Below are 20,696 nucleotides of genomic sequence, written 5' to 3' on the forward strand. Positions count from 1 at the left end.
CTCATTTTCCCTTGAGGAGGGCGCGCAGTGGATGTCCCGCAAGGGGCTCGGGCGCACGGATGGCGGCAATACGCTGCACGAAGCGCTCCGGTTCAGGGAGGAACCCGTCCTCGTAGGCCACTACGCGCAGACCCTGGCAGGCCACGAGCAATTCGCCGGGCTGCAGCAGGAAGTCGGCCCGCGACGGCTTGCCCACCGTTTCGTTGCCGGCGGCGAAGGTTTCGTAGAGCAGCACGCCGCCCGGGGCCACGGCGGCCACGATGTCGGGCATGCGGGCGCGCCACAGGTAGTTGGTGACGACCACTGCGCCGAAGGTCTGGCCGGCGAAAGGCCAGGGGCCGGATTCGATGTCGGCGGTGACGGTGCGGCCGAAGGCACCGGCTGCCTCGGTCGCTTCCGGCGCCCGGTCGACGCCGGTGGCGGCGTGCCCACGCCCGGCAAACCACTGCATGTGCCGGCCCGCGCCGCAGGCCACATCGAGCACGGTGGCTTCGGCGGCCAGCAGGTGCGACCAGCGAACGATCCATTCCGAAGGTGCGCCCGCACCGTGCAATGGCGCTACATCTTTCATAGCAAGTCGGACTGCCTCAGAAACACGACCACACCTGATCGACCAGCGTCACCAGAAACTCCGGATGGGTATAGAGCATGAACACGCCCGCCAGCGCCGCCAGCACGGCCGCGAGCCAGCCGGCGTGTGCAAGGTGGTGGCGCATTTGCGGAGTCATGACCCGATTGTCTGCTCGCAATAATCAACCCGGCACGGCAGCCGGCCGGGCCGCCCGGGGGATCGCGTGTTCCTTGACCGGCAGGTTGATCAGCGCCGCGAACACGCCCAGCGCGATCGCGATGTACCAGACGATGTCGTAGCTGCCGGTGGTGTCGTACAGGTAGCCGCCCAGCCACACGCCCAGGAACGAGCCGACTTGGTGGCTCAGGAACACGAAGCCGCTGAGCATCGACAGATGCGCGACGCCGAAGATGCCCGCCACGATCGCATTGGTCGCGGGCACGGTCGAGAGCCAGAGGAAGCCCATCGCCGCCGAGAAGACGTACACGCTGACAGGCGAGATCGGCACGATCAGGAAGAGGGCGATCGAGATCGCCCGCGCGAAGTAGATCGCCGCGAGGATCTTCCGCTTGGCCAGCGTCTGCCCCAGCAGGCCGACGGTGTACGTGCCGAACACATTGAAGAGCCCGATCAGCGCCAGCGCGTAGCCGGCCACGTCGGCCGACAGGCTCCGGTCGCGCAGGTAGGTCGGCATGTGGATGCCGATGAAGGCCAACTGGAAGCCGCAGACGAAATAGCCCGCCATCAGGAGGCCGAAGCTCGGGTAGCGGAAGGCTTCGCCCACCGCCTGCAGCACCGATTGGTCGCGGTGCCCGGCCAGTGCCTCGCGCTGCGGTTCGCGCAGGCCGAAGGCCAGCGGCACGATCACCAGCACCAGCACGGCCAGCACCGCCAAGGCGGTCTGCCAGCCCAGGTGGCCGATCAGGCGCCCCTCGATCGGCGCCATCAGGAACTGGCCGAACGAGCCGGCGGCAGCCGCCACACCCATCGCCCAGGAGCGCCGCTCGGCCGGAATCTGCCGCCCGATCACGCCGTAGATCACCGCGTAGGTGGTGCCCGCCTGCGCCGCGCCGATCAGCACGCCCGCGCTCAGTGTGAACAGCAGCGGCGTTGGCGAATGCGCCATGCCCAGCAGCCCCAGCCCGTAGAACACCGCGCCGCCGATCAGCACCCGGAACGCCCCGAAGCGGTCGGCCAGCATGCCCGCGAACACCCCGAAGATGCCCCACGAGAGGTTCTGGATCGCCAGCGCGAAGGAAAAGGTCTGCCGGCTCCAGTCCTGCGCCTGCGTGATCGGCTGCAGCCAGAGGCCGAAGCCGTGGCGGATGCCCATCGAGAGCGTGACGATCATGGCGCCGCAGAACAGCACCTGCTTGATCGAGAGAGTGGGCGTGGGGGCTTGCATGCCTTCGAATGTAGCCACTGCGTGGTGTGGCCGGCGGGCGGGCGGCCAAAGCCATTGATGATTTATCCGGGCCATCTCAATGCGCACTGGGCATCAAAGCGCCTGCTGTATGGGTATCCAGTTGTTTGGCGGCGACTGACTACAATTCGCCCCCATGGCGACTCCTCCCAAGACAACCTCAGACCCCGCTTCCGGCTACTCGGAAGGCTCCATCCGCGTGCTCAAGGGCCTCGAGCCCGTCAAGCAGCGCCCGGGCATGTACACCCGGACCGACAACCCCCTGCACATCATCCAGGAAGTGCTGGACAACGCCGCCGACGAGGCGCTGGCCGGCTACGGCAAGAAGATCAAGGTCACGCTGCATGCCGACAACTCGGTGAGCATCGAAGACGACGGCCGCGGCATTCCGTTCGGCCTGCATCCCGAAGAAAAAGCCCCCGTGGTCGAACTGGTGTTCACCCGCCTGCACGCCGGCGGCAAGTTCGACAAGGGCTCCGGCGGCGCCTACAGCTTCTCGGGCGGCCTTCACGGCGTGGGCGTGTCGGTGACCAATGCACTCTCGAAGCGGCTCGAAGTCACCTCCCACCGCGAAGGCTCGATCGCCAGGTTGGCCTTCAGCGCCGGCGACGTGATCGAGGCGCTCGAAATCCGCAAGCTCGAAGCCGGCGAGCGCAAGCAGGGCACCACCGTGCGCGCCTGGCCCGACGCCAAGTATTTCGAAACCGCCGCGCTCCCGATGAGCGAACTCACGCACCTCCTGCGCAGCAAGGCCGTGCTGATGCCCGGCGTGAGCGTCACGCTGACGGTCGAGAAGACCAAGGAAACGCAGCAGTGGCTCTACAAGGGCGGCCTGAGCGACTACCTGATGCAGACGCTCAACGGCGACCCGGTGATCCCGTTGTTCGAAGGCAGCGGCCACGCCGACAAGAACGCCGACAACTTTGCCGAAGGCGAGGGCGCCGACTGGTGCGTGGCCTTCACCGAAGACGGCCAGCCGGTGCGCGAGAGCTACGTCAACCTGATTCCCACCAGCGCCGGCGGCACGCACGAGAGCGGCCTGCGCGACGGCCTCTTCACCGCGGTGAAGGGCTTCATCGAACTGCACTCGCTGCTGCCCAAGGGCGTGAAGCTCTTGCCCGAGGACGTGTTCGCGCGTGCCTCGTATGTGCTCAGCGCCAAGGTGCTCGATCCCCAGTTCCAGGGCCAGATCAAGGAGCGCCTGAATTCGCGCGATGCCGTGCGCCTGGTGTCGAGCTTCGTGCGCCCCGCGCTCGAACTCTGGCTCAACCAGCACGTCGACTACGGTAAGAAGCTCGCCGAACTCGCCATCAAGGCCGCGCAGACCCGCCAGCGTGCCGGCCAGAAGGTCGAGAAGCGCAAGGGCTCCGGCGTGGCCGTGCTGCCCGGCAAGCTGACCGACTGCGAGAGCAAGGACATCAGCCACAACGAGGTCTTCCTGGTCGAGGGCGACTCCGCCGGCGGCAGCGCCAAGATGGGTCGCGACAAGGAAAGCCAGGCCATCCTGCCGCTGCGCGGCAAGGTGCTCAACACCTGGGAAGTCGAGCGCGACCGGCTCTTCGCCAACACCGAAATCCACGACATCTCGGTGGCCGTGGGTGTCGACCCGCACGGCCCCAACGATTCACCCGATATGAGCGGCCTGCGCTACGGAAAGATCTGCATCCTCTCGGATGCCGACGTCGACGGCTCGCACATCCAGGTGCTGCTGCTCACCTTGTTCTTCCGCCACTTTCCGAAACTCATCGAAACCGGCCACGTGTATGTCGCCAAGCCGCCGCTGTTCCGGGTCGATGCGCCCGCGCGCGGCAAGAAGCCGGCCTCCAAGGTCTATGCGCTCGACGAGGGCGAACTGACCGCCACGCTCGACAAGCTGCGCAAAGATGGTGTGCGCGAAGGCGCCTGGAGCATCAGCCGCTTCAAGGGCCTGGGCGAGATGAGCGCGGAACAATTGTGGGAAACCACGCTCAATCCGGATACCCGGCGCCTGATGCAGGTCCAGCTGGGACGCTTCGACTTCACCTCCACCCAGGGCGAGATCACCAAGCTCATGGGCAAGGGCGAAGCGGCCGCCCGGCGCGAGTTGATGGAACTGCGCGCCGACGATGTGGACATTGATGTATGACGGCTGGCCCCAACAACGGCACTGACAAACTCAGGCTCACGATCTACGTGGCGATGCTTGTGGTTGTCGCCGTTCCCATGCTGTGGTTCTTGATTGAGCGTGTGCTGGTCGTGCTGCATGTGTCTTGGCGACCTCTCGACATGACCGAGTCACTGACGCCGATCTTGCTAATGAGCAAGTTCGGGCTGCTTGCAAACAATGGCGGTGCAATTTGTCCTATTCACTGCGGCTATGACGGGTTGACTATCGTGCTTCATGTGCTGGCGCTGGGCTTGATTGCCCGCCGCGTCTTCCTGGCTTTGTCAGGTCGGCGGCGCCTGCCGCCTGAGTCATTCAAGACCCTGGAAGCAGGGATGGCCGGTATCGCTATTGCGCTGCTGGTGTATTCCGTGTGGTTCGTGCTGACATCGTTGGGAGTCATGTTCAGTGTCATGCTGACCATGTTTTTTCACACAATCAGTTTCGGTTTCATTTCCAACGAAAACGAGTTCTCGCTTCTCCTGCTCGCCCTGGCGTTCTGGCTGACCGAGCTGAAGCAGTTGCCGTTGCTGCCGTCGCCGCGCCGCGGTGCAGAAGCGAGCTGATTCACAGCGCCTTGCATGCGAACAGAAATGCCACGCGTCGATGAGTTCTTGCGCCTGTCTCGGGTGCCAGCTCTTGTCGCCCTTGTTTTCTCACTCTTGGGGTTTGCCGGGTGGACGCACGCCGCTGACATCTACGGCTACATCGACAGCAAGGGCGTCGCGCACTTTGCTGCCGAGAAGGTCGACGAGCGTTACCAGGTCTTCTTCCGCGGCGGCCAGAGCTTCGACACCGCGCAGGGCCTGTCTCCGCTCTCGCGCAGCGGGCGCAAGTTCGACGGCAAGGTGCCGCCAGCGTCGCAGAGCCTGCTGGCGCTCTTCGAGGCCTCGCCGAGCTACAAGGTTGCCAAGAGCGCGCTGCGCGATGCGTCGAACAAGCATTCGATCGACTACGAACTGCTGCAGGCGCTGATCGCCACCGAATCGGGCTTCGACGCGCAGGCCGTCTCGCCCAAGGGCGCGATGGGCCTGATGCAGCTCATGCCCGCGACCGCGCAGCGCTACGGCGTTGCCGCGGACAAGCGCACGAGCATCGAGAAGAAGCTGTTCGACCCGCGCATCAACATCGCCGCCGGTTCCCGCTACCTGCGCGACCTGATCGCGATGTTCCCCGGCCAGATCGAACTGGCGCTCGCCGCCTACAACGCGGGCGAAGGGGCGGTGCAGCGCGCGGGCAACAAGATCCCGAACTACAAGGAAACGCAGAACTACGTGCAGACGGTGCTGCAGCTCTACGCGTACCTGAAGCCCGGCGCGACCGGGGGGCGCATCGGGAGCGGCGGCAAGTCGCCCGGCCGCATCCGTATGGAAATGGGCGGCGCCGTCGGTCGCGGGAACATGCCGCCCGACCGGCCTTGGCTGCCGGCCACCTCGCCGGCCGCGCCCGTCCTGCCGGAGGCGGCCGACGTGCCGACCTCTCCCTACATGCCCGAAGTGCCGGTCTCGTCCATGACGGGCGCGCCTTCGGTGGCCATGTCCGAATAAACAAGCAACAGCAATCTTCCGGAAACGACAGACGATGGATTCCCAACCTCCGCTCGACCTCGGCGGCCCGACCGACGGCGACACCACCCTCACACTGGCCGACTACGCGCAGACCGCTTACCTCGAATACGCGCTCAGCGTGGTCAAGGGCCGCGCGCTGCCCGATGTGTCCGACGGCCAGAAGCCGGTGCAGCGGCGCATCCTGTACTCGATGTCGCGCATGGGCCTCGGCTTCGGCGGCACCAACGGCACCGTGGGCGCCAAGCCCGTCAAGAGCGCGCGCGTGGTCGGCGATGTGCTCGGCCGCTTCCACCCGCACAGCGACCAGGCCGCCTACGACGCGCTGGTGCGCATGGCGCAAGACTTCTCGCAGCGCTACCCGCTGGTCGACGGCCAGGGCAACTTCGGCAGCCGCGACGGCGACGGCGCCGCGGCCATGCGCTACACCGAGGCGCGCCTGGCCCGCATCACCAGCCTCTTGCTCGACGAGATCGACGAAGGCACGGTCGACTTCATTCCCAACTACGACGGCAGCACTGAAGAGCCGCGCCTCCTGCCCGCGCGGCTGCCGTTCACGCTGCTCAACGGCGCGAGCGGCATCGCGGTCGGCCTGGCCACCGAAATCCCGAGCCACAACCTGCGCGAAATCGCCGACGCCTGCGTCGCGTTGATCAAGTCGAACGGCAAGCTGAGTGAGGAAGAACTCTTCGCCATCGTGCCCGGCCCCGACTACCCCGGTGGCGCGCAGATCATCAGCGGCCCGGGCGACATCGCCGACGCCTACCGCACCGGCCGCGGCTCGCTGAAGGTGCGCGCACGCTGGAAGATCGAAGACCTCGCACGCGGCCAGTGGCAGCTCGTGGTCAACGAACTGCCGCCCGGCGTGAGCACGCAGAAGGTGCTCGAGGAGATCGAGGAAATCACCAACCCGAAGGTCAAGGCCGGCAAGAAGGCGCTCTCGGCCGACCAGACGCAGCTGAAGGCCGCGATGCTGTCGGTGCTAGACGTGGTGCGCGACGAATCGAGCAAGGACGCGGCCGTGCGGCTGGTGTTCGAGCCCAAGACCTCGCGCATCAGCCAGGAAGAATTCATCACCACGCTGCTCGCGCAGACCTCGCTCGAAACCTCCTCGTCGATCAACCTCACGATGGTGGGTATCGACGGCAAGCCCACGCAGAAGTCGCTGCGCCAGATGCTCAACGAGTGGATCGCCTTCCGCGAGATCACCGTCGAGAAGCGCTCGCGGCACCGCCTGAACAAGGTGCTGGAGCGCATCCACATCCTCGAGGGCCGGCAGCTGGTGCTGCTGAATATCGACGAGGTGATCGCGATCATCCGCGCGGCGGAAGACCCGAAGGCGGCGCTCATCGCGCGCTTCAGCCTCAGCGAACGGCAGGCCGAGGACATCCTTGAAATTCGCCTGCGCCAACTCGCGCGGCTCGAAGCCATCAAGATCGAACAGGAGCTCAAGGGCCTGCGCGAAGAGCAGAAGAAGCTCGAAGACATCCTCGGCAGCCCCGCCACGCTGCGCCGCCTGCTGATCAAGGAAATCGAAGCCGACGCCAAGAGCTTCGAAGACCCGCGCCGCACGCTGATCCAGGCCGAGAAGCGCGCCGTGGCCGAAGTGAAGGTGGTCGACGAACCCGTCACCGTGATCGTGTCGCAGAAGGGCTGGGTCCGCGCGCAGAAGGGCTGGGCGAGCGAGAAGGCCGGCGCGAACGGTGGCAATGGCTCCTCGACGCCCGAGTACAGCTTCAAGTCCGGCGATTCGCTCTACGGCGCCTTCGAGTGCCGCAGCGTCGACACGCTGCTGGTCTTCGGCTCCGCCAAGGACAAGTCGGTGCGCGTGTACACCGTGCCGGTGGCCTCGCTGCCCGGCGCGCGCGGCGACGGCCAGCCCGTCACCACGCTCGTCGAGCTGGACGCCGGCACGCACGTCACGCATTTCTTCGCGGGCCCCGTGGGCGCGAGCGTGCTGCTGGCCAACACCGGCGGCTACGGCTTCATCGCCACGGTCGAGAACATGATGTCGCGCCAGCGTGGCGGCAAGGCCTTCATCGACGTGGGCGAGGGCGAACAGCTCTGCCGTCCGTCGCTGGTGGGCGGCGCGAGCGGCGCCGAGCCGATGCCGGCCGCCACGCACGTGGCCTGCGCCTCGACCGGCGGCCGCATCCTGACCTTCGACATCACCGAACTCAAGAGCCTGCCCAAGGGCGGCCGCGGCCTCACGCTGATCGACCTGGAGCCCAAGGACACCCTCGCGGGTGCCGCAGCCTACACGCGCAGCGTGAAGATCGAAGGCATCGGGCGCGGCGGCAAGGAGCGCGACGAGACGCTGGAGATCCGCACCCTCAACAACGCGCGCGGCACCCGTGCGCGCAAGGGCAAGGCGGCCGACCTGGGCTTCAAGCCGGCCAGCATCGTGCGGGTGTTGTGATGGGCGGCATCGACATCAGCGTCATCGGCCTGTTCATCGCGGTGGTCACCGGCCTTGCCAGCTTCCTCGTGGGCCGGCACTTCCGGATGAAGCGCGCGGCCAAGCGGCGCGAGAAGGACCGCATCGCGGCGCAGGCCATCGAGACCCGGCAGGTGCGCCGGGCGCGCGAGCGGCGCGAAAGCGGCAGGTGAGCGGAGCGCAGGCGAGGGGCTAGCGCAGCCCCTGCCACCACCGCGTGTTGGTTCGCGCCTGCCCCACCGTCACCACCTCGCCGATCACCGGCGTCGCCAGCTCGATCTTCTTGGCTTCCGTCAGGCTCGCGATGCGGTCCAGCGGGTCGTGCCAGGTGTGGAAGGAGAGGTCGAAGGTGCTGTTGTGCACCGAGAAGAACACCTTGCCGCGCAGGTCCTCGAAGGCCTGCACGCTCTGCTCGGGGGTCATGTGCACGCCGGGCCAGTAGGCGTCGTAGGCGCCGTTTTCCATCAGCGCCAGGTCGAAGCCGCCGAAGCGCTCGCCGATCTGCTTGAAACCCTGGAAGTAGCCCGAGTCGCCGCTGTAGAAGATGCGCTGGTCACCGCTCTGCACCGCCCATGAGGCCCACAGCGTGCGGCCGCGGTCCGAGAGCGTGCGGCCCGAGAAATGCTGGGCCGGCGTGGCGGTGAGCTTCACGCCGTCGTGCTCGGCGTCCTGCCACCAGTCGAGCTCGGTCACGCGCTCGGCGGGTACGCCCATCACCACCAGCCGCGAGCGCACGCCCAGCGGCACGAAGTAGCGCTTCACGCTCTTGGCGAGGTATTCGATGGTCGCCACGTCCAGGTGGTCGTAGTGGTCGTGCGAGAGGATCACGCCTTCGATAGGCGGCAGTTGCTCCAGCGCGATCGGCGGCTTGTGAAAGCGCTTCGGCCCGGCCCACTGCACGGGCGATGCGCGCTCGCTGAACACCGGGTCGATCAACCAGTACTTGCCCCGCAGCTTGAGCAGGTGCGACGAGTGGCCGAGGCGCACCACGTGGTTGGCCTTGGTGTCGAGCGCGTCCAGATCCTTCGCGCTGATCTCACGGACCGGAATCGCATCGACCGGCACCGTGTCGACCTTGCTGCCGACGATGAAGCGAGACCAGATGCGCCAGGCGCTGGCCGAGGGCTTCTCGTCGGGGTTGGCCATGTTCTGGAACACGCCGTCACGGAACTGCGGCGAATTCTCGTAGCGTGTCTCGCCACCGCCGGCGGCGCTGCAGCCCGCGACGAATGCGCAGCCGGCCGCGGCGAGCGCCGTGCCCCGGCGCAGGAGTTGGGGCAGGTAGGACCCCTGCGAAGCCGAATCGTCAGCCATGGGAAGAACCTCTGGACGTGTGTTTGTGTGGAGGCGCGAGACTATCGCGGGCACATGTTTCAATGGTTTCAGCGACAGAAACATTCGGGCGGCAGGGGAATTTCGGGGTGCGCGCGCCATGCCCGGCAAGGGCCCTTCCTTATGCCATGCGCCCTATGGCATGCACCGCTTCGGCGCGGCACACTCGGGGCCTTCATGGGCCAGGAGAAGGCGATACAAAAATGAGCGGCAACCGCTATCCCATCATCTACGTGCGTGGCTATGCCATGACCGAATCCGAGCGCGACGAGACCGCGGCCGATCCGTTCTGCGGCTTCAACCTCGGCTCCACGGTCTACCGCGCCACCGTCAAGAAAGACGCGCCTGCGCAGAAGTTCGTCTTCGAGTCGCCAGTGGTGCGCCTCTTGGCCGACTTCCAGTACCAGAGCGTCTATCAGAACGGCCTGGACATCCTGGACGACGACTGGAAGCCTTCGCCCGACGAGACCGGCAAGGACGTGGACGGCATCCCGTCGGCCTCGGTCATCATCTACCGCTACTACGACACCGGCTCCGAGCTGCTGGGCGATGGCAAAGCGCGCAACATCAAGTTCTATGCGCAGGGTTTGAGCAAGCTGATCCTGCGGGTGCGCGACCTCGTGGGGCAGCGCGAAGGGGCCGCCGCTGCTGCCGACTTCCGCTGCTACCTGGTGGCGCATTCGATGGGCGGGCTGGTGGTGCGCGCCTTCCTGCAGAACCCGGCGCTGGGCGACCCCGCCGCGCGGGCCTGCGTCGACAAGGTGTTCACCTATGCCACGCCGCACAACGGCATCGACATGGGCGGCGTCAACATCCCGGCCTGGCTCACCGCCAACGAGATGAACACCTTCAACCGCGAGAAGATGTCCGAGTTCCTCGCCACGCCGGCCGTCAACGGCCGCATGGACTACCTGCCGGCCACCGCCTTCCCGGCCGAGCGCTTCTTCTGCATGGTCGGCTCCAACCGAGGCGACTACGAAACCGCCAAGGGGCTCTCGCGCATGTTCGCGGGCCATGGCAGCGACGGGCTGGTGCGCATCGAGAACGCCTCGCTCTGGTCCATCGACGCGAACAAGAAGACGCAGCCGGTGGCCACCGCCTACGCCTTTCGTTCGCACTCGGGCTACTTCGGCATCGTCAACTCCGAGGAGGCCTATCAGAACCTCGTGCGCTTTCTCTTCGGCGATGTGCGGGTCGACCTCTGGTTCGACGTCGACGGCGTGACCCTGCCGCCCGACCTGCCCAAGGACGCCGACATCGATGCGCTCTATCAGGTCGAGCTTCTGGCCGCGCCGCGCGGCAAGCGCTGGTACCTGAGCCGGCGCGTGGCCGAGGAAGACTCGCCCGCCTGCCGCACGCACAAGGAGCTGACCGATCCGAAGAAGCCCGAGCGCCGCTCGATCTATCTCTCGACCGTGTTCCTGGCCAACAAGGCCCGCGTCAACCAGGACCGCCCGACGCTCGCCTACGCCATGACGCTGGGCGTGCGCGTGCCCGACTACCAGGTGAACAAGAAGTTCTGGCTCGACGGGCACTACGAAGGAAGCTCTCTCTTCCGCGACACGCTCGTCATCGAGATCGCGCCGCCCCAGGCCGACGACCCGGCGCAGAACTGGAACCTCAAGTACGGCTGGCAGACCGACACGGCGGGGCAGGCGTCGCTGCCGATCAGCCCGAAGCAACTGGCCGGCGGCAAGCTGCAGTTCGTCGTGCCGCTCTCGAGCCTCGGTGCCGCAGCGGCGGCGCCCGGCATCACCGGCAAGGTGCGGCTGGAGGTGAGCGCCTGGAGTTGAGAGGCTGAGAGGCTGAGAGGCAATCCGACATGACCGCTCATCCCCCGCAAACGGCCCCACTCTGCGTTGCAAATGCTCGCCATAGCCTCAGCTATGGCTGCGCTTTGCGCCTTGATTGGGCCCGTTTGCGGGGGCTGCTCGGCCACGCCGAATCGCCTCTCAGCCTCTGAGGCCGCAACGCGAACGCCTGGCCCCACAATCGCACCTCACATGCATTACCTCCTCTTCATCGGCGCGCTCATCTTCTTCGCGTTCATGACGCCGCTCAAGCTCGCGATCGCGGTCTGTGCGCTGGTGCTGTTCGTGACGGTGGTGGTGAAGATATCGGCGCAGGTCGTGGCGGGCGTGTCGCCGAGCCTGGGCGAGTCGTTCAAGTCGGTGTTCTATGCCTCGTTGTTCGTGGCGTTGGCGCTGCTGGCCTACATGAGCTTCTCCAGCGGAACCGGCAATCACCATGTCGAAGGGCTGCCCGCGATCGCGGTGATGGTGGGGCTGTTCGTGGCCTACACACTGGGCTTCCAGATCGGCATCGGCACGTCGTTCGGTGCCAGCGCGGTCGTCGCACTCATCTCCACGCTCCTGTCCGGCGCCATCCTCTGGTCGGTCAAGGGCATTGCCTTCTAACTAGCATCATGAAAACTGCAGTTCTCGTCATCGATGTGCAGCGCGGCCTTTGCGACGATCCGCCGCGCCCGCACGAGGCACAGGAAGTGATCCAGCGCATCAACGCGCTCACTGTGCGAGCCCGCGCCGCCGGCGCGCCGGTGGCTTTCATCCAGCATGAGAACGCGGTCGACCTGGAATTCGATTCCGAACGCTGGCAGCTCGCCGATGCGCTGCAGGTCGATGCGGCCGACACCCGGATCCGCAAGACCACGCCCGATTCCTTTTTGCGCACGCCGCTCGAAGCGTGGCTGATGGGGCAGGGCGTGCGGCGCGTGGTGATCTGCGGCTACTCGTCGGAGTTCTGCGTGGACACCACCACCCGCCGCGCGGCCGCGCTGGGCTACGAAGTGGTGCTCGCGGCCGATGCGCACACCTCGCACGACAAGCCGCATGCCACCGGCGCCTTCATCCGCGCGCACCACAACGCGACGCTGTCGGACATCACGAGCTTCGGCGTACGCATCAGCGCGGTCGACGGCGCGAAGATCGTATTGGGCGATTGATCCTCAGGGCATGCGGCCTGTCTTGAGTGCATGGGCCCAGTCCGGCCGCCCGTTCTCCAGTGCAAGGTTTGCCATCGCCGTGTGGTCGTACGGAACGGCCACCAGCCTGGCGGTCCAGTCGCCGTCGCGCTGCTCGACGATGGCATAGCGCGCATGGGGCGAGCCGGTTTCGACGGCATGCGGATAAGGGTGGATGTCGTCGTAGGCCGGCAGGCCGACGCTGCCCGGATTGACGATCAACTGCCCGCTCGACGCATGCACCACGCGCGGCACATGCGTATGCCCGCAGGCGACGAGCGCTGCATCGACATCGCCGAGCCGCGCATCGATTTCCGCCTGCGTGGCCGCTCGGAAGTCGCCGGGTTCGACCGTCTCCAGAAAGTATTCGAGATCGCTCGCCGGCGTGCCGTGGCAGAGCATCACCTCCGCGCTGAAGCGGTGCGTATGCCCCAGCGATGCGATCCACGCGAACTCCTTCGCACCGAGCCGCGCATGTGCGAACGCATCGGACGCGCCGCGCTTGTCTGCGGGCACGGTGAGCAACTGGCGTTCATGGTTGCCGGCGAGCTGCACCCAGTCCTGCGCCATCAGGAACTGCGCGGTCTCCAGCGGCATCAGCGGGCCCGAGAGGCTGTCGCCCAGGTTGGCGATGGCGTCCACGCCGCGGCGTTCGATGTCCTCGACCACGGCTTCGAGTGCGGGGAGGTTTCCATGGATGTCGGAGACGATGGCGATGCGCATCGGCAGACTTTAATCCGCGCCCGGGCGCCACACCCGTGCCAGCGCAGCCAGCTTGCCGCGAAACCCCAGCCGATCGTTCGACAGCGCATCGATGAAGTCCGACAGCCGCTGCGACTTCACCATCGTGTAGATCGTGAGCCACGTCGTGAAGGCGAACACCACGCCGAACCAGAGCGCCTTGCGCCACAGCGGCGCATCGGCTTCCGCCAGCAGGTTCATGCCGAGGAAGCCCGTGGTGACGGTGCCGATCAGCCCGAACAGCGTGACCACCGTGAGCCGCACGACGGTGCTGGCCTGCCGGCGCAGGCTGTCGGCATCGAGGTATGTGTTCATGTCGGCGATGCGAGATTTGACCTCGTCATACAGCGGATCGAGCCCGAGGTGCGCGGCGCACATGTGCGAGAGCGCGCGCACCTGCGCCTGCTCGGAGATCTCGTGAAACCAGTAGCGGTGCGTGAAGCGCAGGAAGCGTTCGAAGCTCGAGCGGATCGCGCGCTTGAACTGCTTCACGCTCGGCGTGCTGCGGATATCGAGCTTCTTGAGCGCCTCGACCAGCTGGTCCGAGAACATCAGGAGCGACGCCTTCTGGAAATGCGCGATGAGGAACAGCAGGAAGTGCTGGTGCCTGAACTGCGCGAGCACGCCGCGGTCGCGGCAGCAGAAGAAATCGGAGTGCGCATCGCCCACCACGACCAGCGCGTGGCCGTTGCACAGGTAGCGCGTGTTGGGCGCGGCGCCCGCGTCGACCCAGAAGCGGTCGTAGCAGTACTTGTGCTCGAAGTCCGCGAGGTGGTGGTCGGCGTAGGGCAGGTGGGCGTCGGTCGTGCCCGCGCCCGTCACCAGCGCGAGCCGCACGAAGTCGTCGCGCGTGAGGCGGCGCGGATCGTCCATCGAGAGGTACGCCATCACCGGCATGCGGTAGTACTCGATCTGGCGGTAGCGCAGCGCGCCGGGGTCTTCCGAATGGTCGCTCACCAGCGGCTGCATCAGGTAGGCCCAGTGCGACGAGATGCGCGGCGCGCGGTGCTGCGCCACGTGCGAGAGAAAGCTCTCGCGCTGCTGTGCATCGGAACTCGCGAGCACGCGGCCGTCGGCGCCCAGCCATTCGACGCTGGCCATGCAGTGCAGGGCCGATCCGTCGGGCTCCCAGCCGGCGGGGTAGGCGCGGCCGAAGCGGTAGAGGATTTCCTGCGCTTGCGCCAGGCTGAGGTGATTGACACCGACTTCGAGATTGAGCATCACCACGTCGATGTCGAAGAAGAAGTAGAGGTCGCAATGGATCACGTCCAGCGTGACCGGCACGTCGCCGGGCCGGGCCACCACGCGTACCGCCGCGACGTCGTGGCGGCGGAAGATGCGCATCGGCGAATCGCCGTCCTTGCCTGAAGCCGAGTCGTCGCCCTTGCCGCGTGAGCGACCTTCGCCATAGAGAAAGCGCTGCACATACGGCAGGAAGCTCACGAACTCGTTGTAGTGCCGTTCGTGGAAGCGGCTGCTGTCGCCGGTGTATTCGTCGACCTCTTCGCGCCATGGGGAGGCATCGCCCATGTCGCGCAGCACCTGCCAGGGGCCGTGGTGCGTGTACCTGGCATCGGGCGAGGGCATCAGCCGCAGGGGCCAGAGCAATGCCTGCCTGAAATGCTGCACGACGGGAGCGCCGGAAACTGGCGCATTCGCCTCTGTGGGCAAGGTGGCCGCGGGTGGGTTCAGCATCGCGCCAGTGTAGGCAGAAGGTAGGTCAAAACGCCCACCTAGGGGAATCCCTAGTCAAGCCTGAAACCGGTTTCATATAAGCTGCAAGCATTGCTTTTCGAGGCACGTGCACGGCCTTCGTGCACGCCGCACCATGAACTACCAGTTTCAATTCGACGCCGTCTTCGCTGCCTGGCCGCTGCTGCTCAAGGGCACGTGGATCACGGTCCAGCTCTCGCTCATCGCGACGGTGCTGGGCCTCGTGGTCGCGATCTTCTGCGCCTGGGGCAAGACCTCGGGGCCGGGGTGGCTGCGCTTCATCGTCAACGCGTACATCGAGGTGATCCGCAACACGCCGTTCCTCGTGCAGCTGTTCTTTTTCTTCTTCGCGCTGCCGGCCATCGGCCTGCGCTGGTCGCCGCAGACGGCCGCGCTGGTGGCGATGGTGGTGAACCTGGGTGCGTACGCGACCGAGATCATCCGCGCGGGCATCGAGTCGATTCCCAAGGGGCAGATCGAGGCGGGCAGGGCGCTGAACCTCAAGCCCTGGGAGATCTTCCGCTTCGTGATCATCAAGCCCGCGCTGAAGGCCATCTACCCGGCGCTCACGAGCCAGTTCATCCTGCTGATGCTGAACTCGGCCGTGGTGTCGGTGATTTCGGCCGACGACCTGACCTCGGTGGCCGCCAACCTGCAGTCGCAGACCTTCCGCAGCTTCGAGATCTACATCGTGGTGGCCGCCATCTACCTTGCGCTGGCGCTGGCCTTCTCGGCGATGTTCAAGCTGATCTACAAGCGCACGCTCAACTATCCGGACCGCCGGTAACGCGGCCGCACGGAAGAAAACATCATGCGCACCTTCGGCTTTCCCGAATTCCTTTTCATCCTCGAAGCGGCCCAGTGGACGCTGGCGCTGTCGGCCATCGCCTTCGTCGGCGGCGCGATCCTGGGCTTGATCATCGCGCTCATGCGCACCTCCGACTCGACCTGGGCGCGCAATGCGTCGATGGTCTTCATCCAGGTGTTCCAGGGCACGCCGCTCCTGCTGCAGCTCTTTTTGATCTTCTTCGGCGCGCCGGTGCTGGGGCTGGACATCAACCCGTGGATCGCCGCGGGCGTGGCGCTCATCCTCAACAGCGCGGCCTTCCTCGGCGAGATCTGGCGCGGTTGCATCGAAGCCATTCCGCGCGGCCAGTGGGAAGCGGCCGAGGCGCTGAGCCTCAAGTACGGCGCACGCATGCGCGACGTGGTGCTGCCGCAGGCCTTCAAGATCGCGCTCGCGCCCACGGTGGGCTATCTGGTGCAGATCATCAAGGGCACGTCGCTCGCGGCCATCATCGGCTTCACCGAGATCACCCGCGCGGGGCAGATCATCAACAACGCCACCTTCCAGCCGCTCATCGTGTTCTCGGTGGTGGCGGCCATCTACTTCGTGATCTGCTGGCCGCTGTCGCTGCTGGCCGCACGCATGGAGCGCAAGCGCGCTCGCGCCCTCGCACGCTGACCCATTTCCTTTTCTCGCCGCTTCCTTTTTCCATCCAGGAGACACAACCCATGACCCGCACCTTTACCCGCCGCGCCGCACTGGCAGCCCTTGGCCTTGGCGCCGCACTCACCGTGTTCGCACCGTTCGCCTCGGCGCAAAGCGTGGCCGACATCAAGAAGAAGGGCGAGATCACCATCGGCATGCTGGTCGACTTTCCGCCCTATGGCACCACCGATGCGAAGAACCAGCCCGACGGCTACGACGCCGACGTGGCCAAGCTCCTGGCCAAGGACTGGGGCGTGAAGGCCAACATCGTGCCGGTGACCGGCCCGAACCGCATTCCGTTCCTGCTGACCAACAAGGTCGACCTGCTGGTCGCCTCGCTGGCCGTGACGCCCGAGCGCGCCAAGCAGGTGCAGTTCTCGCAACCCTACGCGGCCGCGACCATCGTGCTGTACGGCGCGACCAAGACCCCCATCAAGGCCGCCACCGACCTGAAGGGCCTGCGCGTGGGCGTGGCCCGCGCCTCGACGCAAGACGTGGCCGTGACCAAGGCCGCACCGGAAGGCACAGAGATCCGCCGCTTCGACGACGACGCCTCGGCCATGCAGGCGCTGATCTCGGGCCAGGTCGATGCGATCGGCTGCTCGGTCACCGTCGCCGCGCAGATCGCCAAGCGCGTGCCCGCCGGCACCTATGAAAACAAGTTCACGCTGGTGCAGCAGTCGATGGGCATCGCGATGCGTCCGGGCCAGGAAGAGCTGACCAAGGCGGTGAACGAGTTCGTGCAGAAGAACACCGCGAATGGCGAGCTGAACAAGCTCTACCAGAAGTGGCTGCAGGCCGACCTCCCGAAGATGCAATAAGCCAAGGCGCTTGAAGGAAACCCTGGCATGACGACGGAATCGATCATCCGCATGGAAGCGGTCAACAAGTGGTACGGTGAATTCCAGGTGTTGACCGGCATCGATCTGTCGGTGCGCCAGGGCGAGCGCATCGTGATCTGCGGGCCTTCGGGCTCGGGCAAGTCGACGCTGATCCGCTGCATCAACCGGCTGGAGACGGTGCAGAAGGGCCGCATCGTGGTCGATGGCATCGACCTCACGGCCGGTGGCAAGAACGTGGACGCGGTGCGCGCCGAAGTCGGCATGGTGTTCCAGCAGTTCAACCTGTTCCCGCACCTCACCATTTTGGAGAACTGCACGCTCGCGCCGATGCGCTCGCGCGGCATGACGAAAGCGCAGGCGGAAGAGGTGGCGATGAAGTACCTCACCCGCGTGCGCATTCCCGAGCAGGCCAAAAAGTACCCGAGCCAGCTCTCGGGCGGCCAGCAGCAGCGCGTGGCGATTGCGCGCGCGCTGTGCATGTCGCCCAAGATCATGCTGTTCGACGAGCCCACCTCGGCGCTCGACCCCGAGATGGTCAAGGAAGTGCTCGACACCATGATCGGCCTGGCCGAAGACGGCATGACCATGCTGTGCGTGACGCACGAGATGGGCTTTGCCCGCAGCGTGGCCGACCGCGTGATCTTCATGGCCGAAGGCAAGATCGTCGAACAGGCGCCGCCCGAAGAATTCTTCGGCAACCCGAAGGACGAGCGCACGCGCCAGTTCCTCGGGCAGATCCTCAGTTCTCACCAAGCCCACTGATGTCCTTCGAGGTTCTGATTTCTCTGTCGTCCTTCGGCGCGGCCGAGGTGGGGCGGCACGGCCAGCTCTGGTGCTCGCAACTCGCGAGCACCGCTGGCGCCGATTCGGTGGAAGTGCGCGGCGAGATGCTGCGCGATGCGGATGCCGAATTGCCTGCGCTCAACGGTCTTGCTTCCGTGTACTCCAGCCCTGAAGGTCTTTGGGCCGAGGGCGGCTGGCTCGACAGTGCGGCGCTCAAGCGCGGCATAGCCGCTGCCACCCGCGTGGGTGCGAAGCGGCTGAAGATGTCCATTGGCGATTTCCAGCCTTCGTCGCACGGCTCGCTGTGGGGCCTGAAGGTGGAGCTTGCCGAGACGCGCGTCGAACTGCTGATCGAGAACGACCAGACGGTGCGCGCCGGCACATTGCCCGCATTGCAGGCCTTCTTCGAAGCGGCGGACCGTGCCGGCGTATCGCTCGGCATGACCTTCGACATGGGCAACTGGCACTGGCTGGGCGAGTGCCCGCTGCAGGCCGCACAGGCACTCGGCCACCGCGTGCGCTATGTGCACTGCAAGGGCGCGCAGCGCCTGCCGCACAAGTGGGTGGCGGTGCCGATGGGCGATTCAGTCGCGCCATGGCGTGCGGTGCTGCGCGCCTTGCCCGCCGACGTGCCCCACGCCATCGAATACCCTCTGGTGGGCGACGACCTGATGGCCGTCACCCGCTCGCAAATCGAATTCATCCGCGCCGCACGGGCGTAGAACCAACCACACATGCCAGAACCCACCGCTTTCGACGTCGCCCTGTTCGGCGAGGCCATGATGCTGCTCGTGGCGGACCGCCCCGGGCCGCTGGAGAACGCAGAGGCGTTCCACAAGCGCACCGCGGGCGCCGAGACCAACGTGGCCATCGGTCTTTCGCGCCTGGGTCTGAAAGTGGGCTGGGCCAGCCGACTGGGCACCGACTCGATGGCGCGTGCGCTGCTCGCGACGATGAAGGGCGAGGGCATCGACTGCTCGCACGTCATCTGCGATCCGACGCAACGCACCGGCTTCCAGTTCAAGGGCCGCGTCACCGACGGCAGCGACCCGCCGGTCGAATACCACCGCAAGGGCTCGGCCGCGAGCCAGATGGGCCCGGCCGATGTCGATGAGGCGTGGCTGCGCTCGGCGCGCCACCTGCACGCCACCGGCGTGTTCGCCGCCATCTCCGAGACCAGCCTGCAGGCCGCGCTCAAGACCATGGACGTGATGCGCGCCGCCGGCCGCACGATCTCGTTCGACACCAACCTGCGCCCGACGCTGTGGTCTTCGACCGAGACGATGCGCCACTGGATCAACGAACTCGCCTCGCGCGCCGACTGGGTGCTGCCGGGCATCGAAGAAGGGCTGCTGCTCACCGGCCACAGCGAGCCCGAGGCTGTGGCGCGCTTCTACCGCGAGCGCGGTGCGAAGCTCGTGGTCGTCAAGCTCGGCGCCGAGGGCGCCTACTACGACAGCGATGTGGCCGGCACAGGCCGCGTCGAGGGCTTTCCGGTGAAGGAAGTGATCGACACCGTGGGCGCAGGCGACGGCTTCGCAGCCGGCGTGGTGAGCGCGCTGCTCGAAGGCAGGAGCGTGCCCGAGGCGGTGCGCCGCGGCGCGTGGATCGGCGCTCGTGCGGTGCAGGTGCTGGGCGATACCGAAGGCCTGCCGACGCGTGCGCAACTCGAAGAAGCGGGGCTCTGAAGACCATGACGAAAAAAAACGTGCTCGTTTTCCGGCCCCTGCTCGAAGACCAACTCGCGCGCCTGCAGGCCGCGCACCACGTCACCGTGGCCGATCCGCGCAAGGAGCCCGAGGCCTTCGCCGCCGCGCTCGCCACCGCGAACGGTTTGATCGGCTCGAGCCACACGGTCGATACCGCGTTGCTGGATGCAGCGCCGCAACTCGAGGTGATTTCGAGCGTGTCGGTCGGCGTCGACAACTACCCGATCGCCGAACTGCACAAGCGCGGCATCGTGCTGTGCCACACCCCCGACGTGCTCACCGAGACCGTGGCCGACACGGTGTTCGCGATCCTCATGGCCACGCAGCGCCGCGTCGTCGAGCTCTCGAACCTCGTGCGCGAAGGCCAGTGGACGAAGAACATCGGCGAAGACCTCTTCGGCACCGACGTGCATGGCAAGACGCTGGGCATCCTCGGTTTCGGCCGCATCGGCCAGGCCGTGGCACGGCGCGCGGCGCTGGGCTTCGGCATGCCGGTGCTCTACCACGCACGCCGCCCGGTCGACCTGGCCGCGCAGGCGCCTGAGCTGCAAGGCCGCGCCACGCACACGCCGCTGGACGACCTGCTCGCGCGCGCCGACATCGTGCTCGCGATGCTGCCGTTGACCGACGCCACGCGCGGCATGATCGACGCCGCCTTCTTCGCGCGCATGAAGCCGGGCGCATCGTTCATCAACGGCGGCCGTGGTGCCACCGTGAACGAAGACGCGCTGCTGCAGGCGCTGGACCACGGCACGCTGCGCGCCGCCGGCCTCGACGTGTTCGCGAAGGAGCCGCTGCCGGCCGATTCACCGCTGCGCACGCACCCGCGCGTGACGCCGCTGCCGCACATCGGCTCGGCCACGCACGAGACGCGCCACGCGATGGCCGAGCTGGCGACGACCAATCTGCTGCAGGTGCTGGCCGGCGAGAAGCCGACCGCGCCCTACGACACCGCCGCCCCGTGA

At 66.5% G+C, this 20,696-nt stretch carries 21 protein-coding genes; 15 read left to right on the forward strand and 6 right to left on the reverse strand.

Annotated features, from left to right (window positions below; translation table 11 throughout):
• Position 1 precedes the first annotated feature (1 nt).
• The 3 genes from ACSFA7_RS01905 to ACSFA7_RS01915 are packed head-to-tail and all read right to left on the reverse strand — an operon-like array spanning position 2 to position 1,976.
• Complete coding sequence (locus ACSFA7_RS01905; RefSeq protein WP_435497812.1) at positions 2–571, reverse strand: class I SAM-dependent methyltransferase; 570 nt, start codon at positions 569–571, stop codon at positions 2–4.
• A gap of 16 nt (positions 572–587) precedes the next feature.
• Complete coding sequence (locus ACSFA7_RS01910) at positions 588–728, reverse strand: hypothetical protein (RefSeq protein WP_176658383.1); 141 nt, start codon at positions 726–728, stop codon at positions 588–590.
• Between the two features lie 24 nt (positions 729–752).
• Complete coding sequence (locus ACSFA7_RS01915) at positions 753–1,976, reverse strand: MFS transporter (RefSeq protein WP_435497813.1); 1,224 nt, start codon at positions 1,974–1,976, stop codon at positions 753–755.
• 154 nt (positions 1,977–2,130) lie between these two features.
• On the opposite strand from ACSFA7_RS01915, the gene ACSFA7_RS01920 reads away from it, so the two are divergent.
• The 5 genes from ACSFA7_RS01920 to ACSFA7_RS01940 are packed head-to-tail and all read left to right on the forward strand — an operon-like array spanning position 2,131 to position 8,312.
• On the forward strand, positions 2,131–4,119 hold the full coding sequence (locus ACSFA7_RS01920) for a DNA topoisomerase IV subunit B (RefSeq protein ID WP_435497814.1): 1,989 nt from the start codon (positions 2,131–2,133) through the stop codon (positions 4,117–4,119).
• Positions 4,116–4,703: a hypothetical protein gene (locus ACSFA7_RS01925; RefSeq protein ID WP_435497815.1), complete on the forward strand. Its 588-nt coding sequence runs from the start codon at positions 4,116–4,118 to the stop codon at positions 4,701–4,703. The genes ACSFA7_RS01920 and ACSFA7_RS01925 overlap by 4 nt, the downstream gene beginning before the upstream one ends.
• A gap of 15 nt (positions 4,704–4,718) precedes the next feature.
• Positions 4,719–5,684 carry a lytic transglycosylase domain-containing protein gene (locus ACSFA7_RS01930; RefSeq protein ID WP_435497816.1) on the forward strand — a complete coding sequence of 322 codons (966 nt, stop codon included), beginning with the start codon at positions 4,719–4,721 and terminating at the stop codon, positions 5,682–5,684.
• Between the two features lie 34 nt (positions 5,685–5,718).
• The gene (gene parC / locus ACSFA7_RS01935) at positions 5,719–8,121 is read left to right on the forward strand and encodes a DNA topoisomerase IV subunit A (protein ID WP_435497817.1); all 2,403 of its coding nucleotides are present in this window, start codon (positions 5,719–5,721) and stop codon (positions 8,119–8,121) included.
• Entirely contained in the window at positions 8,121–8,312 is a 192-nt protein-coding gene (locus tag ACSFA7_RS01940) for a hypothetical protein (protein ID WP_206178344.1), read from the forward strand. The genes parC and ACSFA7_RS01940 overlap by 1 nt, the downstream gene beginning before the upstream one ends.
• A 19-nt stretch (positions 8,313–8,331) precedes the next feature.
• Here the strand turns inward: ACSFA7_RS01940 and ACSFA7_RS01945 are convergent, their stop codons facing one another.
• Positions 8,332–9,453: an MBL fold metallo-hydrolase gene (locus ACSFA7_RS01945; RefSeq protein WP_435497818.1), complete on the reverse strand. Its 1,122-nt coding sequence runs from the start codon at positions 9,451–9,453 to the stop codon at positions 8,332–8,334.
• A 221-nt stretch (positions 9,454–9,674) separates the two neighbouring features.
• Between ACSFA7_RS01945 and ACSFA7_RS01950 the strand changes: the two genes are divergently transcribed.
• From ACSFA7_RS01950 to ACSFA7_RS01960, 3 genes are all read left to right on the forward strand, one after another.
• Positions 9,675–11,264, forward strand: coding sequence for an esterase/lipase family protein (locus ACSFA7_RS01950; RefSeq protein ID WP_435497819.1), 1,590 nt, complete (start codon positions 9,675–9,677; stop codon positions 11,262–11,264).
• A gap of 210 nt (positions 11,265–11,474) precedes the next feature.
• On the forward strand, positions 11,475–11,888 hold the full coding sequence (locus ACSFA7_RS01955) for a hypothetical protein (RefSeq protein WP_435497820.1): 414 nt from the start codon (positions 11,475–11,477) through the stop codon (positions 11,886–11,888).
• An 8-nt stretch (positions 11,889–11,896) separates the two neighbouring features.
• On the forward strand, positions 11,897–12,433 hold the full coding sequence (locus ACSFA7_RS01960) for a cysteine hydrolase family protein (RefSeq protein ID WP_435497821.1): 537 nt from the start codon (positions 11,897–11,899) through the stop codon (positions 12,431–12,433).
• Positions 12,434–12,436: 3 nt separating this feature from the next.
• Here the strand turns inward: ACSFA7_RS01960 and ACSFA7_RS01965 are convergent, their stop codons facing one another.
• Together ACSFA7_RS01965 and ACSFA7_RS01970 are read right to left on the reverse strand one after the other, a co-directional pair.
• On the reverse strand, positions 12,437–13,174 hold the full coding sequence (locus ACSFA7_RS01965; RefSeq protein ID WP_435497822.1) for a metallophosphoesterase family protein: 738 nt from the start codon (positions 13,172–13,174) through the stop codon (positions 12,437–12,439).
• A 9-nt stretch (positions 13,175–13,183) separates the two neighbouring features.
• Positions 13,184–14,887: a hypothetical protein gene (locus ACSFA7_RS01970; RefSeq protein ID WP_435497823.1), complete on the reverse strand. Its 1,704-nt coding sequence runs from the start codon at positions 14,885–14,887 to the stop codon at positions 13,184–13,186.
• 133 nt (positions 14,888–15,020) lie between these two features.
• Between ACSFA7_RS01970 and ACSFA7_RS01975 the strand changes: the two genes are divergently transcribed.
• The 7 genes from ACSFA7_RS01975 to ACSFA7_RS02005 are packed head-to-tail and all read left to right on the forward strand — an operon-like array spanning position 15,021 to position 20,696.
• Complete coding sequence (locus ACSFA7_RS01975) at positions 15,021–15,692, forward strand: amino acid ABC transporter permease (RefSeq protein WP_435497824.1); 672 nt, start codon at positions 15,021–15,023, stop codon at positions 15,690–15,692.
• A gap of 24 nt (positions 15,693–15,716) precedes the next feature.
• The gene (locus ACSFA7_RS01980) at positions 15,717–16,370 is read left to right on the forward strand and encodes an amino acid ABC transporter permease (protein WP_013540637.1); all 654 of its coding nucleotides are present in this window, start codon (positions 15,717–15,719) and stop codon (positions 16,368–16,370) included.
• A 50-nt stretch (positions 16,371–16,420) separates the two neighbouring features.
• Positions 16,421–17,218: a transporter substrate-binding domain-containing protein gene (locus tag ACSFA7_RS01985; RefSeq protein ID WP_435497825.1), complete on the forward strand. Its 798-nt coding sequence runs from the start codon at positions 16,421–16,423 to the stop codon at positions 17,216–17,218.
• A gap of 27 nt (positions 17,219–17,245) precedes the next feature.
• Positions 17,246–18,001, forward strand: coding sequence for an amino acid ABC transporter ATP-binding protein (locus ACSFA7_RS01990; RefSeq protein WP_042579448.1), 756 nt, complete (start codon positions 17,246–17,248; stop codon positions 17,999–18,001).
• Positions 18,001–18,744 carry a sugar phosphate isomerase/epimerase family protein gene (locus ACSFA7_RS01995; RefSeq protein ID WP_435497826.1) on the forward strand — a complete coding sequence of 248 codons (744 nt, stop codon included), beginning with the start codon at positions 18,001–18,003 and terminating at the stop codon, positions 18,742–18,744. The genes ACSFA7_RS01990 and ACSFA7_RS01995 overlap by 1 nt, the downstream gene beginning before the upstream one ends.
• Positions 18,745–18,756: 12 nt before the next feature.
• On the forward strand, positions 18,757–19,710 hold the full coding sequence (locus ACSFA7_RS02000) for a sugar kinase (protein WP_435497827.1): 954 nt from the start codon (positions 18,757–18,759) through the stop codon (positions 19,708–19,710).
• Positions 19,711–19,715: 5 nt separating this feature from the next.
• Entirely contained in the window at positions 19,716–20,696 is a 981-nt protein-coding gene (locus ACSFA7_RS02005; RefSeq protein WP_435497828.1) for a 2-hydroxyacid dehydrogenase, read from the forward strand.

The sequence above is a fragment of the Variovorax trehalosi genome (assembly GCF_051216415.1).
In the GTDB taxonomy this organism is placed as follows: Bacteria; Pseudomonadota; Gammaproteobacteria; order Burkholderiales; family Burkholderiaceae_C; genus Variovorax.

Bases quoted from the DNA above. Each gene is read 5' to 3' on its own strand.
- ACSFA7_RS01905 (WP_435497812.1), bottom strand. From the start codon at position 571: ATGAAAGATGTAGCGCCATTGCACGGTGCGGGCGCACCTTCGGAATGG.
- ACSFA7_RS01965 (WP_435497822.1), bottom strand. From the start codon at position 13,174: ATGCGCATCGCCATCGTCTCCGACATCCATGGAAACCTCCCCGCACTC.
- ACSFA7_RS01950 (WP_435497819.1), top strand. From the start codon at position 9,675: ATGAGCGGCAACCGCTATCCCATCATCTACGTGCGTGGCTATGCCATG.
- parC (WP_435497817.1), top strand. From the start codon at position 5,719: ATGGATTCCCAACCTCCGCTCGACCTCGGCGGCCCGACCGACGGCGAC.
- ACSFA7_RS01970 (WP_435497823.1), bottom strand. From the start codon at position 14,887: ATGCTGAACCCACCCGCGGCCACCTTGCCCACAGAGGCGAATGCGCCA.
- ACSFA7_RS01995 (WP_435497826.1), top strand. From the start codon at position 18,001: ATGTCCTTCGAGGTTCTGATTTCTCTGTCGTCCTTCGGCGCGGCCGAG.
- ACSFA7_RS02005 (WP_435497828.1), top strand. From the start codon at position 19,716: ATGACGAAAAAAAACGTGCTCGTTTTCCGGCCCCTGCTCGAAGACCAA.
- ACSFA7_RS01930 (WP_435497816.1), top strand. From the start codon at position 4,719: ATGCGAACAGAAATGCCACGCGTCGATGAGTTCTTGCGCCTGTCTCGG.
- ACSFA7_RS01960 (WP_435497821.1), top strand. From the start codon at position 11,897: ATGAAAACTGCAGTTCTCGTCATCGATGTGCAGCGCGGCCTTTGCGAC.
- ACSFA7_RS02000 (WP_435497827.1), top strand. From the start codon at position 18,757: ATGCCAGAACCCACCGCTTTCGACGTCGCCCTGTTCGGCGAGGCCATG.
- ACSFA7_RS01910 (WP_176658383.1), bottom strand. From the start codon at position 728: ATGACTCCGCAAATGCGCCACCACCTTGCACACGCCGGCTGGCTCGCG.
- ACSFA7_RS01980 (WP_013540637.1), top strand. From the start codon at position 15,717: ATGCGCACCTTCGGCTTTCCCGAATTCCTTTTCATCCTCGAAGCGGCC.
- ACSFA7_RS01985 (WP_435497825.1), top strand. From the start codon at position 16,421: ATGACCCGCACCTTTACCCGCCGCGCCGCACTGGCAGCCCTTGGCCTT.
- ACSFA7_RS01925 (WP_435497815.1), top strand. From the start codon at position 4,116: ATGACGGCTGGCCCCAACAACGGCACTGACAAACTCAGGCTCACGATC.
- ACSFA7_RS01975 (WP_435497824.1), top strand. From the start codon at position 15,021: ATGAACTACCAGTTTCAATTCGACGCCGTCTTCGCTGCCTGGCCGCTG.
- ACSFA7_RS01945 (WP_435497818.1), bottom strand. From the start codon at position 9,453: ATGGCTGACGATTCGGCTTCGCAGGGGTCCTACCTGCCCCAACTCCTG.
- ACSFA7_RS01940 (WP_206178344.1), top strand. From the start codon at position 8,121: ATGGGCGGCATCGACATCAGCGTCATCGGCCTGTTCATCGCGGTGGTC.
- ACSFA7_RS01955 (WP_435497820.1), top strand. From the start codon at position 11,475: ATGCATTACCTCCTCTTCATCGGCGCGCTCATCTTCTTCGCGTTCATG.
- ACSFA7_RS01990 (WP_042579448.1), top strand. From the start codon at position 17,246: ATGACGACGGAATCGATCATCCGCATGGAAGCGGTCAACAAGTGGTAC.
- ACSFA7_RS01915 (WP_435497813.1), bottom strand. From the start codon at position 1,976: ATGCAAGCCCCCACGCCCACTCTCTCGATCAAGCAGGTGCTGTTCTGC.
- ACSFA7_RS01920 (WP_435497814.1), top strand. From the start codon at position 2,131: ATGGCGACTCCTCCCAAGACAACCTCAGACCCCGCTTCCGGCTACTCG.